8 protein-coding genes and 1 pseudogene are annotated in these 14,412 nt (G+C 36.7%); 5 read left to right on the forward strand and 4 right to left on the reverse strand.

Annotated elements, in window-relative coordinates; genetic code table 11:
- The first annotated feature begins 340 nt into the window (after nucleotides 1-340).
- The 3 genes and pseudogenes from H4J56_RS03480 (at nucleotide 341) to H4J56_RS03490 (ending at nucleotide 4,300) form a co-directional block, all read left to right on the forward strand.
- Nucleotides 341-970, forward strand: a complete 630-nt coding sequence (locus H4J56_RS03480) for a heme-binding protein (RefSeq protein ID WP_182242760.1) — start codon at nucleotides 341-343, stop codon at nucleotides 968-970.
- Between the two features lie 282 nt (nucleotides 971-1,252).
- A pseudogene (locus H4J56_RS03485) lies at nucleotides 1,253-2,240 on the forward strand (transposase).
- A 302-nt stretch (nucleotides 2,241-2,542) separates the two neighbouring features.
- Nucleotides 2,543-4,300: an ATP-binding protein gene (locus tag H4J56_RS03490; RefSeq protein ID WP_182258886.1), complete on the forward strand. Its 1,758-nt coding sequence runs from the start codon at nucleotides 2,543-2,545 to the stop codon at nucleotides 4,298-4,300.
- 264 nt (nucleotides 4,301-4,564) lie between these two features.
- On the opposite strand, the gene H4J56_RS03495 is transcribed toward H4J56_RS03490, so the two are convergent.
- Complete coding sequence (locus H4J56_RS03495) at nucleotides 4,565-5,410, reverse strand: LytTR family DNA-binding domain-containing protein (RefSeq protein ID WP_182222205.1); 846 nt, start codon at nucleotides 5,408-5,410, stop codon at nucleotides 4,565-4,567.
- A 146-nt stretch (nucleotides 5,411-5,556) separates the two neighbouring features.
- On the opposite strand from H4J56_RS03495, the gene H4J56_RS03500 reads away from it, so the two are divergent.
- Entirely contained in the window at nucleotides 5,557-6,837 is a 1,281-nt protein-coding gene (locus H4J56_RS03500) for an acyltransferase family protein (protein WP_182251334.1), read from the forward strand.
- A gap of 374 nt (nucleotides 6,838-7,211) precedes the next feature.
- A complete protein-coding gene (locus tag H4J56_RS03505) occupies nucleotides 7,212-10,100 on the forward strand; it encodes a pitrilysin family protein (protein ID WP_182258887.1) in 2,889 nt (962 codons plus the stop codon).
- 266 nt (nucleotides 10,101-10,366) lie between these two features.
- Here the strand turns inward: H4J56_RS03505 and adhP are convergent, their stop codons facing one another.
- The 3 genes from adhP to H4J56_RS03520 all read right to left on the reverse strand — a co-directional run bounded on the left by adhP (nucleotide 10,367) and on the right by H4J56_RS03520 (nucleotide 14,410).
- Nucleotides 10,367-11,377, reverse strand: a complete 1,011-nt coding sequence (gene adhP, locus H4J56_RS03510; RefSeq protein WP_182213919.1) for an alcohol dehydrogenase AdhP — start codon at nucleotides 11,375-11,377, stop codon at nucleotides 10,367-10,369.
- Nucleotides 11,378-11,703: 326 nt separating this feature from the next.
- Nucleotides 11,704-12,363: a peptidylprolyl isomerase gene (locus H4J56_RS03515; RefSeq protein WP_182222207.1), complete on the reverse strand. Its 660-nt coding sequence runs from the start codon at nucleotides 12,361-12,363 to the stop codon at nucleotides 11,704-11,706.
- 292 nt (nucleotides 12,364-12,655) lie between these two features.
- The gene (locus tag H4J56_RS03520; protein WP_182213915.1) at nucleotides 12,656-14,410 is read right to left on the reverse strand and encodes a M14 family metallopeptidase; all 1,755 of its coding nucleotides are present in this window, start codon (nucleotides 14,408-14,410) and stop codon (nucleotides 12,656-12,658) included.
- Nucleotides 14,411-14,412: the final 2 nt, after the last annotated feature.

Genomic DNA, 14,412 nt, shown 5'->3' on the forward strand with positions numbered 1-14,412 from the left:
TAACCTGTTGCTTGGTTATGGGTTTTCCAGACATATCTTTCTCTATTGAATTTGATATATCTAAAGTGTACCAAAACCGGTCAACCTAATTGTCGCGACCCGGCCAAGCTAATTGTCGCCTAATAATCAGCAATGATTCGCCTTTTTATTTATTACGGTTAGAAAAGTGAGCCGATATCGGCTTTCTTGTAATTCAGCACTAGTCAACTGCAATCAACAGGTTCTATTGAAGATAAAATTTAATGTTGAATTGAACTAATTTCCCAGTTTTACGTATTTAGTCTTAATAAAAAATGAAAACAGTGATATACACTGTTTTATAAGACCTCAAGGAAACTCTATGAAATTACTTTTCGCACTTCTTGTTCCACTGATTTTGGCCGGTTGCTCCGTGTTTGGAGAAAGTGGAGTTGAAAACGCGCCTTATACACTATTGAAATCTGATCAGGTACAGAAAATTGAAGTGCGTAACTATGAATCGTTAGTGCTAGTGTCCTCCGACATGTCAGCCGACGGAATGAACGGTGCTTTCAGGAATCTGTTCAGATATATTACTGGTGAGAATGAAGGCTCCACAGAAATAGCCATGACAGCACCTGTACTGATGGATGAATCAGAGGCAGTATCTAAGGGGACCAAAATCACTATGACCGCTCCGGTGTTTATGAAAGAGCGATCAGAACAACAAGTAATGTCATTTGTAATGCCTGCCGACTTTACAATACAAAGTACCCCTAAGCCAACCAATCCAGACGTATGGATAACAGAAGTAAAGGATTACAAAGTCGTGGTGATAAAGTTCAGCGGGCTGCTCAGTGATAGTAATGTTGAAACACAAACCCAAATCCTTAATAACTGGATTGCGAAAAACGGCTATACCGCAGTTAGCGAGCCTATTAACGCAGCCTACAATGGTCCTTTCACTATCCCATGGCTTCGCCACAACGAAGTGTTAATTGAAGTAAAATAGCCCAAAATGCATTACTATTGGTTGCTTTAAATGCCAGTTAGGGTATCTATTTTTCCTCTGACTGGCTTGCTGTTGTGCAAGACGAAACATTTAAATGTTTGCTTTTTCGAATAGCGTTCACTGACAAAATAGTCACAAAATCTCTTAATAGACCCCCATAATAACTTATGCAGTTTTTGTTCGAGACGCTTATTCCTTCCTAATAGGCCACCCATAATAACTTATGCAGGTTTCGTTCAATAAACTAGACTTAAGTTACCTTTATTCAGTCGGGTGATTGTTATGCCTAAGCCTCGTTCACAACAAATTAGTTTATTGGATACACCTTATTATCACATTTGCAGTCGAACGGTACACAAGGCTTTTTTTGTGTGGCGTAGATAAGGAGACGGGTGTCAGTTTTGAGCATCGACGCAGATGGATTGAAAAGCGATTATTTACATTATCTGAGGTATTTTCGATAGATATCTGTGCTTATGGTGTCATGCATAATCATTTACATATTGTCTTGCATGTCGATAGTGAGCTAATAGAGCGCTGGTCAACCGATGAGGTATTGCAACGTTGGCATCAATTATTCAAAGGGACCTTATTAACTCAAAAATATTCGAACAAACAACCGCTTGATAAGTTTCAATTAGCGACGGTTGAAAGTACGGCTGAGATATATAAGCAGCGTTTAATTGATATCAGTTGGTTTATGCGCTCATTGAACGAGCCGATAGCCCGACAAGCTAACCGAGAAGACCAATGTACCGGACACTTTTGGGAAGGGCGCTTTAAATCACAAGCACTGCTTGATGAAGGGGCGTTACTGTCGTGTATGGCATATGTTGATTTAAACCCTATACGAGCAGGTATTTCAGTTACCCCAGAGCATTCTGACTTCACCAGTATTCAACGACGCATTAAAGCGGCTATAACCGGTGAGCAACCGACCTGTTTATTACCTTTTATGGGTAATGAACCCCATCAAGAATCAACTGGCGCGGGTATTTATTTTAGCTTACAAGATTACTTAACTCTGGTTGATGAAACAGGACGCCTCCTGCGTGATGATAAAAGAGGCGCCATCGACACTACTAGCGCAACTATCCTCGCGAGGTTACACATCAATGATGAAAGTTGGCTAAAGCTTACGACGGATTTTGAAACTATCTTCACAGGTGCTGTTGGTTCTGCTGAGCATTTATGTGAATTTAGTGAGCATGTTGGTTTGCAGCGAACACATGGTATAGCGAATGCTCAGGCTTGCTTGAATAGCGCATAACGCTCTTTATGAATAAGACGTAACCTTACTACTATTTTAGAGTGGTGGGTTTAACTCGGCTATCATTTGATGTTTTAAGAAGGTAGTTGCGATAAAGGACTATAGAAACTCGCTTTACCTTATCAATAGGTATTGTTATAAGCTAAAAAGACAAGAAATGGCTTATCATCATTATTTATTGTTATTATGGGTGGCATAGTAATTTAAACATTACTTCAAATTTTGCTTAAATGGCTATACACAAATACAATTAAGTTAATATTGTTCACATATAAAAGATTCTTTTTTAAGGCCGTCAATTAATGTTAAACACACCGAGTATGGAAATTAATAATCATCTGGCTAATCGATTACTATTAGTGATTATAATATTTTCCACTCCGGCCTTAATTGGCTCTCTTCTTAGAATTTTTAATATTGGTTTCCAGCCCATCATGGGCATTCAAATTAGTATGTACCTTATTTCAGCAGCTATATTATTTTTTCGTCAGCAAGTCTTCTACAAAATAAAAGCTTATTTCATTACTAGTTGTTTTCTATTATTAGCAATTGGCGGCATGATTCAATTTGGCTTATTTGGTGCAGGGATATTACTGATGATTATGTACACTGCTTTATGCAGTCTGCTTTTTAATCGTATTTCGGCATTAATTAGTATTGCTGTTGGATTTATCATTATTACGTCTATTGGCATTGCTTATATTACCGGCCATCTTACTTATATAGTCAATGCTGAGGAGTATCACACTTCTGTTAATGCATGGTTACTCATGTTGGGTACTACTATTTTTGTCGCGACAAATTTATATATTGTGCTGACATTTATGTCTTCTCAGTATCAACAATCATTAACTGAGTTAGATAAACAAGTTAAATTAAGAACAAAGGCTTACGAAGCTGAAAAAATTAAAGCAGAAGAAGCTAGTGAAATAAAATCGCAGTTTCTAGCTAATATGTCTCATGAAATAAGAACCCCTATGAATGGTGTATTGGGAGTGATGCAGTTATTGCGTTTAGAACATCCCAACGAAAAACAAAACACCCTGATCGACACCGCCATTTTTTCAGCCAAAAATTTATTAAGAATTTTGAATGATATTTTAGATTTTTCAAAAATCGAAGCAAATAAATTAGATATTGAAAATATTGAATTTGAACTACAGCCTATTCTAGATTCAATCTACTCAAACGTAGAGTTAGATATAGATATGAAAGGTATATCGCTCAATTTCATCAATAAAACCAGTGAAAATACGTTGTGGACAGGTGATCCTACTCGTTTTTATCAGGTATTACTTAATCTTGTAACCAATGCAACTAAGTTTACTGATACTGGCGCTATTAATGTTTATATCACTCAAAAGAGCATCAGTGGAGTGTCGTACCTAACTTCAGAAGTGGTGGATACAGGTATAGGTATGAGCACAGAAGAAATCAACAACCTTTTTCAAAATTTTAGCCAAGCAGACGCATCGATCACTAGGAAGTTTGGTGGAACTGGGCTAGGTCTATCAATTGCAAAACGCTTAGCAACATTAATGGGAGGTAACTTAACTGTCACCAGTAAAAAAGGGGAAGGGTCAACATTCATTTTTACAATTAAATCTAAATCTAGATCTATTATCTCACCTTTAGTGGCAGCTAAAGATCCAAAATTTATTGGTAACGACTTAGCACCAGACTGGTCAAATAAAAGAATATTAATTGCAGAAGATAATAGAATTAATCAAAAAATAATTTGTGCCATGTTAAAGCCGACTCATGCATTATTGCACTGTGTAAATAATGGTAGAGAAGCCGTAGACTTAGCCTTTGATTTTACCCCTGACATTATATTAATGGATATTCAAATGCCAGAAATGGATGGTGTTACAGCAAGTATTGAACTCAGAAATAAGCAATTTAATAAGCCCATAATTGCATTCACCGCAAACGTAATGAAAGGTGATATAGAACACTACCTAGCAAACGGAATGAATGATTTTATCCCTAAGCCTGTAGATATGAATCTATTATATCGAACCATTTCAAAGCTCTTACAAAACGACCAAAAGAGTTAATCTAGATACAAGTAGAACGCATCAAGTTATTTTACGCACAGCGTGAGCCTTTAGGTCGTTGACCTCATATTAGACAATATGATTGAAATAGAGAAGTTGATTAACTCAGATTAGTTTTACTCCACATAATAAACATAATACCTATTTAAGTGTGCAAAGAACTTGGCCATTATTATGGGTGGCATAGTTAATCACTATTATGGGTGGCAGAGTTAATCATGGGTGGCATAGTTACTCATCTTATGGGTGGCATAGTTAATCCCACTACCCAGCGAGCCGAGTATTTACCTCATCACGATAACGCCGTGATAACTTCAGTTGACGCCCATTATTTAGCGTTAATAAAAAATCACCTGTTTCTAACGCGATAATTTCTTTAACTAAGTCCAAATTTACCATTGTAGAACGATGAATTCTTACAAATTGATGTGGATCTAACCTTTTTTCCAAATCAGCCATTGTCGTTCTAATTGGATAACAACTCTCACCAATATGCAAATTCATATAGTTGCCTGATGCTTCGACCCAAGTAATATCGCTCACCCTAATAATAAATTCTTTACCTATTTTTTTTACAATTAATCTTTCTACATAAATTGAGCCTTGTGGACCTTCACCAACCTCTATTTCTCTTGCTTCATTATGTAGTCGGCTGATAATGAATCTATAGATATAAAATGTAGCTAAGATTGAAATATAGCTGCCTAAATCCTTGCGATATTCATAAATCAGTTCTACTGACCAGTCTCCAAAATCATAAGTGCTTTGACTGAAATAATAATAAAAGTGTCGTAAAGCTATCATTAGATAAACATGTAATACAGAGAAGACTATAGAAAGCGGAAGGTGTAATAAAAGACTCTGTTTAATTTTACTAATATTAATTGGATGTTTTTTGTCTATATAAAACAGTATAGGAATCAAAATAAAGATTGAAATTTGGCTAGAAAATTCCCAAACAAATGGCTGCCATCGCTCAATAGACAACCCTCGGCGCTGATAATCGTCAAGGACTGAGAAGCTATTGACCAGTGCGGTAATCGTACCAATAAGTAACCAATATGATACTTCAAGCTGTTTTTGATACTTTTCATATAACGGGTGTAGCAAATTAAAAATTCCTTAAAAGTGATGCGTAAAATCTTATCACATCAGCTTGCCTCTTATCACAAAAACAGTAGATTCAATTACTTAGGTGTTGATGAGTTTACTGTGAATTGATTAAATAGTCTTCTTAAAATCGCAAAGGCTGACTTATGAACATAAATTTAGAGAGCAATAATAACCGACGATTCGATATAGATCACCTTAGAGTTTTTGCGTTTGGACTATTAATTTTATATCACACATGCATGCTTTATGTTGCTGGGTGGGAGTGGCATATCAAAAGTAATTACCAAAGCAATTTTTTGGCAAACCTTATGCTAGTGGTTCAACCATGGCGTATGGCATTAATATGGATGATTTCAGGTATTGCATCTTATTTTCTCCTGCAAAAACTATCCATAGGTAATTTCTTAACAAGTAGAACCATACGTTTATTACTACCTTTAACCTTTGGTATTCTATTTATAGTACCGCCACAACTGTATTTTGAAATGAAATTTAATGGCGATATGGAATTAACTTTCTGGCAATTTTGGCAAATCTTTTTCGATTTAGACAACCCCATTTTTGATAAATATAAATCGGGAATATTGCCACATATCGATGTTAATCATTTATGGTATTTAAGAGAGTTATGGGCTTTTACTTTGGTGCTGATAGTTCTTCAACCCTTACTGTATTTACCTGTAATATCAAAAGCGGTTAAAAAGTATAGCGATGCAGTTGGCCAGTACAGTGTGTTAATTATCCCTTTGCTTATACTGTTTGCACTTGACTATTTTGTTTTTAAACAACTCGAAGGTGATAGATTACGCCAGGCCACAGGCTTTACCTTCTTTATTACGGGTTTCTTAATTGCAAATCAGAAAGGCTGGTGGTTAGCAATGCAGAAAGTAAGAAAGCTAGCATTAGGGCTTGCTGCTATTAGTTATATGCTTCTTATTTATCGCTATCAAACTATTTATTTGGATGAAAGTGTTGCTATAAATAGTCAAATGGAAATTATTTTTAGTTTAGCGTCAGCAGCGAATAAGTGGTTGTGGTTAGTGAGTATATTTGGCTATGCCTATACTTACCTAAATAAAGAAAACAAGGTGATTCAATACCTTAATCCTGCGGTATATCCCGTATATATTTTACATCAAACGTTGATTATCTGTATTGGTTCATTACTCAGCCCATTCGAGCTTGGCGGAGCTGTAGAAGCAGTGCTGGTTTTGGTAGGAACATTATCTATATGTGTTATTAGTTATGAAGCTATTCGTCGGCTACCATTGTTAAAGCCATTTTTTGGCTTAACTATTTCAAGGAAAGATATGCCATCGGTGAGTCGTGTGTTTTTTAAAGCTAAAGTCTATCGAAGTGTGGGCATCTTGATTGTTTTACCTATAGCTATTCCCATATTTGGTTGGTTCTTTTATCTTTATTAACGATTAATCTGTATTTACATTCTCGTCATGGAGGTGAGAGCTAATATCTACTAATGACACTATCGCTCATATATCTATAGTATGCGTGAACGTCGAATCAGAGAGTTTTTTCATAAGCACAAGAAAAAATGTTTTACTCCATACCTATTTATGGAGACAAACCCGATAATATTATTGGGTTTGTTATTTGAGCCGACTTGAGAAGATATTTTAGAAACGTTAATTGGTTATAAAATAATTGCCTTCCCATTTTATTTCTTTATTTATGACCCGTACTTATTTTGTTACATGATGTCGTGGCTTATCCTCAAAAATTTAATGAAAAATTTCTCAGAGTTACATAAAATACAGCAATAAAAATAAAGGGAACTATGATGAAAAAGAAATATTTAGCGGCTGTCATAGCTGCAAGTTTAACGTTATCCGCCTGTATGGCAACCAGCAACGACTCTGGCAATAGTATGTCACAGCAATCAAGCCAAGAGAGTGCAAACAAAGTCTTTAGCCAAAAATACTTGTTCAAAGAGTTGGCTAATGGTTTACGTGTCTTAGTGGTAAAAACAGACTATCCAGATCTTGTTTCAGTACAAATCCCCGTTTCTGTAGGTTCTCGTGATGAAAATGAAGTAGGTAAAACAGGTTTTGCCCACTTCTTTGAACATATGATGTTTAAAGGTTCAGAAAAATTTCCACAAGCTGTTTATGCCGATTTATTTAAAAATGCCGGTGTTGATAACGGTGCTTACACCACCAACGATTATACTAACTATCATTTAGATTTTTCTAAAGATCATTTAGATAAAGTATTAGAGATTCAAGCGGATCACTTTAAAAACCTAAAGTACACCGAAGCACAATTTAAAACAGAAGCCTTAACGGTAAAAGGTGAGTATTTAAAAAATAATGCTAGTCCAACTCGAAAGTTGTTAGCGGCGGTGCGAAAAGAAGCATTCGATACTCATACTTATAAGCATACCACTATGGGCTTCTTTGAAGATGTAGAAGCAATGCCTGATCAAGTTGCATATGGTGAACAGTTCTTTAAACAATTCTATAAGCCAGAATACGTTTCTTTAGTAATTGTCGGTGATGTTGAACCAGAAGCAACAATGGCCATGGTCGAGAAGCATTGGGGAAATTGGCAAAAAGGTGATTTTGTTAGCACTATAGCACCTGAGCCAAAACAGGAAGCTGCGAAATATGTTCATGAAAAATTCGATGGCTTACCGGGTCACTGGTTACTCGTTTCTTATAAAGGTGCTGATTGGCAACCCAAGAAAAAAGATCGCGCGGCTTTAGATTTAATTTCTGAATTGTATTTTTCCAATAACTCAGCATTGTATCAAGAACTCGTTGTTGATAAGCAGTTGGCTAGCCAAATGTTTAACTACAACCCTGAAACAAAAGATGCTGGCTTACGTCACGTATTTATCAAAGTGAATGATGAAAAAGACCTAGCAACGGTTCGTGATGCAGTAAACCGTACTTACGCACAAGTAAGAACTGAGCTCGTTTCTTCAGAAAAACTTGATAACTTAAAGTCTAACTTAAAATATAGTTTTGTTAATAGTTTAGATTCATCAGAGTCTATCGCTTCAACATTGGCGAGTTATATGCATTTTGACCGCGATCCCGAAACGATTAATCACCTCTATAATAGCTTTGACAATATTACAGCTGAAGATATTCAACGTATTGCTAATGAATACTTTATTGATGAAAACCGCACAACAGTGACTTTATCAGCATTAGATGAGATTGCCGACTTCGAACAAGAAGTTGACTTAAATGGCGCCGTTGCAAAAATAGTCATGAAAAATTCGCAGCCGAGTACTCCACAGTTTGCGGTATTAGATAAGACCAATGACTCACCGTTGATTGATGTTAACTTCTTATTTTATACCGGTGCTGCAGCAGATCCAGCCGGTAAAAAAGGGGTAGCGGCTTTAACCGCTCGTATGTTAACTCAAGGCGGCTCGGCAACAAAAAGCTATCAAGATATTAAGAAAGGTTTATACCCTTTAGCTGGACGTTTTTCGTCGCAGCTTGATAAAGAAATGATGTCATTTACTGGCCGGGTGCATAAAGATAATGCTACTCAGTGGTACGAACTTATTAGCGATCAATTATTGAATCCAGGATGGCGTGAAGACGATTTTAAGCGTCTGAAAAAAGAGCTTGTTGACGGTATTAAATCAGGTCTTAAATCTTCTAATGATGAAGAATTAGGTAAAGAGGTGCTTTATAGCGAACTTTATCAAGGGCATGTTTACGAAAACTACAATAGTGGTGATTTGTCTGACTTAGCCGCAATTACTCTTGAAGATGTTAAAGCATTCTACAACACCCAACTTACCCAAGCAAAATTAAACTTAGGTATAACTGGCGCTATGCCTAGTGCTTTAAAAGCACAATTAATGACAGATTTAGCGACTTTACCCGTCGGTGATGAAAAGCGCTTAACAATTGCTAAAGCACCCGTTTTAAAAGGTCATCATGCGACAATTATAGAAAAAAGTGCGCAATCTACAGCGGTATCTTTTGGTTTTCCCATTGATACTATACGCAGTGATAAAGACTGGGCGGCACTTTGGTTAGTGCGTTCATACTTTGGTGAACATCGTAGTTCTAACAGCTACTTGTATCAACAAATTCGTCAAGCGCGTGGTATGAACTATGGAGATTATTCTTATATTGAATATTTTCCACGAGGGATGTACCAAACTAAACCTGATGCAAATTTAGGTCGTTCTAGTCAAATTTTTCAAGTGTGGTTACGTCCTTTACGTTCAAATAATGATGCTCATTTCGCAACGCGTGCCGCTTTGTATGAATTGGACAACTTGATTGAAAAGGGCATGAGCGAAAAAGACTTTCAAGCAACACGTAATTACTTAACGAACTATGCACCGCAATTAGTGGCCAGCCAAGATCAACAGTTAGGTTATGCACTTGATAGTGAGTTTTATCAAACAGAAGAGTTTGTTAAGTACGTTCGCGATCAATTTGCAAAACTATCATTAGATGATGTTAATCGTGTTATCAAAGAAAACTTACAAACAGATGATATTCATTATGTTTTCATTTCAGGCGATGGTAAAGACATGAAGCAACGTTTGTTGTCTGAACAAGTATCACCGTTAACATATAACAGTGATAAGCCAGCAGAGCTTTTAGCGACAGATAAAATCATTGAAAGTTACAAGCTAACACTGCCGTCTAAAAATGTTGAAGTGATTGCAATAGATGAGGTTTTTCAATAAATTGCGTTTAAGCTCACTTTAATAAATATTCGTTATTATCTTATTGAATATTACAAATAACTTAATAAGAATAACGCATGTAGTTAAAAATAAAAAACCGGCATCTGCCGGTTTTTTTATTTATTAATAACGATTAATTGTGCTTTATGCATCGAGTTTAGATATATCGGTTATTGGGCTAATAAACGGTGATTGTAATTTTCCAACTCAAATTACCAAAGATATTGCTGCGTTAGTTGCAAATGCCAATAGCTAGATAGAAATGATTAAAACTTCATAACCACTCGACCGGTAATTTCGCCGTTGATCATATCTTCAAAGATATCATTAATATCTTCTAGTGACTTTTCAATGGTGATCGCTTTAACTTTTCCTCTAGCGGCAAAATCTAAGCATTCAACTAAATCTTTACGCGTACCCACAATAGAGCCGACAACGCTAACACCATTTAAAACAGTATCAAATATAGGTAACGGCATATCTTCGGCGGGTAAGCCAACTAGTACACACTTACCCCCACGACGAATAACTTGGTAACTTTGTTCAAAGCCACTTTTACTAACAGCGGTACAAATACTGGCATGAACGCCGCCTGTTTCAGCTAAAACTCTTGCTACAACATCATCACACTTGAAATCTAAACAAAAAGAGGCACCCAAATCTTTAGCCAATTTCAATTTTTCAGTGCCAGTATCAATAGCGATGACATTTAAGCCCATTGCTACAGCATATTGCACAGCTAAATGCCCTAAGCCACCAATACCAAAAATAGCTACCCATTCACCTGGTTTAGCCGTAGATACTTTTAATGCTTTATAAGTTGTAACACCTGCGCAAAACAAGGGGGCAGCATCTACATAGCTAATCTCGTCTGGTATTTTTACAACATAGTTGCCATCTGCTTTACAGTATTCAGCATAACTCCCATCAACAGAGTACCCTGCATTTTGCTGTAACAAACAGAGGTTTTCATTACCAGATAAGCAGTAATCACAATATCCACAAGCACTATATAACCATGGAATACCTACACGGTCACCAAGATTAAGGTGCTTAACTTGCTCGCCTACTTCAACGATTTCTCCAACACCTTCATGGCCTGGAACAAGTGGCATCTTAGGTTTTACTGGCCAGTCACCATGACACGCATGTAAGTCGGTATGACATACACCACAAGCATGAACCTTTACTAAAACTTCATGACTCGAAATTGTAGGCTTATCAAGTTGTTTAATCTCGAGCTTGTCTTTGAATTGATGAATAACAGCTGCTTTCATTAGTGACCTTTCTTTACGTTAATACATTGTAAAAAATATTATAGTACTCAACTTTAATAAAAATATGATGTAGAACAATAAATGGTCAGAAAGAAACGTTAATGGCTATCTTAATTTGTTAATAAATAATAGCCATTTAGTAAAGGTGAGTTATTTTTCTTGAGACATAATAATGTTTACTTATATCAAGGTGAAGACTGTTTTATTCATGGCTTTTAAGCGTGAATGCATATCTTGAACATTAATTTTTTGATCTGCCGATAACACCAATAAGCGATTATTACTCACCGGTCAATCTGATGTGATCAGCAAGAATTAATATTAAGTTATTCTTTGTCGGCGATACGGATTGACGCTTTAATGATGTTGACCGCTTCTCTAGTTTTACCTCTTCGGCTACCTAAGGCTTCAATTTTAGTTAAGCTATCTTCTAAATCAGTCACTACTTTACCAAAAACAGTATGATTACCGTCTAAATGAGGTGTCGCGTTAAAAGTAATGAAAAATTGACTGCCATCAGTGCTTGGACCTGAATTTGCCATACTTAACATACCCGGTTCACTGTGGCCTATGTCACTATTAAATTCGCCATCGTATTTATAACCTGGGTTGCCCGTGCCATTACCCAATGGATCGCCACCTTGTGCCATAAAGCCAGGAATAACACGATGAAAATTTAGCTCATCATAGAAACCCAATTTAGTTAAGTAAATAGTACTAGAAGCATGCATAGGCGCAGAGTCAGTGAATAGCTTGATGGTCAGATTACCTTGGTTTGTTTGCAGCTCCCAAAAGTAATCTTTCCCTTGGGTGAAGGTCAGTAATGGCGGTTTACTTAACGTCGTTTTCCAAGCAGGGTTTGTTTTATCAACCGCTTGTTTAGTAATAAATCTATCAATAGTGTTTAATGCGGGATCTATTCCGCAACATGCGGCCAGTATCATTATTAACAAAAGACTGGTGATGATGTTTTTCATATTATTCATAAAAGACTTCTTATTTTATTTTAATTTTTTGAAAATAGACTAAGTTATCAAATATTATCAGGTATTAACGACTAAGAAATAATAATTTTTATTAACTGATCAATCATTAAGTCAGCAGCTTAAGATGACTAAGCTTTGATGCCAACAATGCTGTTTCGTATGTAAGGCGTATTATAATATTTTTAGCACTTCACTAGAGGGGAGAAGTGTTAAATAACGGCTAATAAAAAACCGACAGAGGCCGGTTTTACATTACTATGTTATTAGCAGAATATTACCTTTATATTCTTTGTTAAAACTTAAACGTTTTACTGTGCTTGCCGCCTTTTTCTGAGTCTACTGTCACTTTATAAGTCCCTTTGCCATCGACAATCCATTTCACTATGGTTGTTGAGTGACCCGCAAGCGTGGCGACCTTAATCGTTGCTGGGTTTAAGTCGTGGTCAGTATGTGTGTTGGCACCTTCGCTAATAACGGTTAACCCACTTAATATTGAAAAGTCATCCGAGAGAATCGATATGCGGTCTTCAAACGACAAATTATTATTAATGTCTTGTGATAATCTTGTCGGAATTGCTCGCTCATTAGCAATATTAACCGTTATTTCATACAAACCATTACTGAGCTTGCGCGTTGATGAACGAGTTACTTCTAACTGTGGCATATGGTAGGCGTGAAATAAGGTAAAGGCCATATTTCGGTGTGCTTCTTCTTCTAATAGGAAAGAAGGGGGCGTTCTACCAAAATTCTTCTTAAAACCGCCAACTTCTATATCGCCATAAATTGGATGCTTTACTTTAGTCCAAGGAACAAAAGCATCACCAAATAAAATATGCTTGTTGAAATTGTGATTTTGATTGCCTAATTTATCGCTTGTTTTATCGTTTGGGCGAAACATATTAGCCGATGTCCAAAGTTCATTCGTAAATGCCATAATACCGTTGTTGCCATAAAACCAATCAAATTCTCCACCGTAGACTTGATAAAGATCTTTCCAAGCGACGAGGTAGCGATAATTGGGTAGTATTTGCTCACCTTGGTTGGCGATAAAATCATAGACGCTAATATCAGAACGGGTATATTTGTTATTGGCTTTACCCGGACCACGTAAAATCATACCACCGGTATTATGGTAACTTTGCGCGGCAGCAATATTACGATGAGCTTTAACAAATTTAGCCACTGCACTGGTTTCTTTTAATGAAAAAGGGTAACGGCGTGCACCTCTTTGAATATAAGCTGGCTCCCATTCATGGGCCCAATCACGATTAGGATCATATTCGTAAACCCCTTTACCATCTTCGTTGACAAGACCGTCACCATCGTTGTCGTATCCTTCAGCTCCTAACATGCGGTAATCGCCAGTTTGACCTTCTGCAACAGGTACCATTAAACCTGGGTATTTCTCGTCTTCTTTATGAGTACCACGTACCTTATCTTTAATGCGCATGCGAGTAATATGGCCATCATTATTGAGATCTTCTGGACCATCTTCATCGATTTCACCGTCAAGATCGTTGTCAGTAGGTACCATGCCCGAACGAGGAGAGTGCGCAGTATTAGCCTGCTTCATAAACCAGTCACGCCCGTCAGGATTAATTGTAGGGACAATATAGAAAGCTTTATCGTTAAGTAGCTCGGTGATCCACTTCACTTTTCCGTAGCTTTCAGTTAAATACCAAGCGGTATAAAGAGAAACCTCTGTACCTTGAATCTCATTAGAGTGAATATTGCCATCAATATACATCGCCGGTTTTGTCGTATCATCACCGTTGTTATAATTGGTAATTTTAATAACAAAAATATCACGACCTTCGTAAGACTGACCAATAGATTCCAGTCGAGTAAGTTTAGGGTAAGCTTTATTTATTTTTTTGAGTATCGTTATAGTACTTTCTGAGTCATAAAAACGATTCCAGCGAATATCTACTTTTGGGTCTAAAGGCGCACCTAATGCCTGTAATCCAGTGAGTTTGTCTGCGGCTTGTGCCGTTATAGTTAACAAAGCTGTGGCCGTTAAAATGCAGGTGAGCAATATTTTTTTCATGA

Source organism: Colwellia sp. BRX8-4, from assembly GCF_014077345.1.
Taxonomy (GTDB): Bacteria; Pseudomonadota; Gammaproteobacteria; order Enterobacterales; family Alteromonadaceae; genus Colwellia_A.

Coding starts and splice junctions, on each gene's coding strand:
- H4J56_RS03480 (WP_182242760.1), top strand. CDS start 341: ATGAAATTACTTTTCGCACTTCTTGTTCCACTGATTTTGGCCGGTTGC.
- H4J56_RS03490 (WP_182258886.1), top strand. CDS start 2,543: ATGTTAAACACACCGAGTATGGAAATTAATAATCATCTGGCTAATCGA.
- H4J56_RS03500 (WP_182251334.1), top strand. CDS start 5,557: ATGAACATAAATTTAGAGAGCAATAATAACCGACGATTCGATATAGAT.
- H4J56_RS03505 (WP_182258887.1), top strand. CDS start 7,212: ATGAAAAAGAAATATTTAGCGGCTGTCATAGCTGCAAGTTTAACGTTA.
- adhP (WP_182213919.1), bottom strand. CDS start 11,377: ATGAAAGCAGCTGTTATTCATCAATTCAAAGACAAGCTCGAGATTAAA.
- H4J56_RS03515 (WP_182222207.1), bottom strand. CDS start 12,363: ATGAATAATATGAAAAACATCATCACCAGTCTTTTGTTAATAATGATA.
- H4J56_RS03520 (WP_182213915.1), bottom strand. CDS start 14,410: ATGAAAAAAATATTGCTCACCTGCATTTTAACGGCCACAGCTTTGTTA.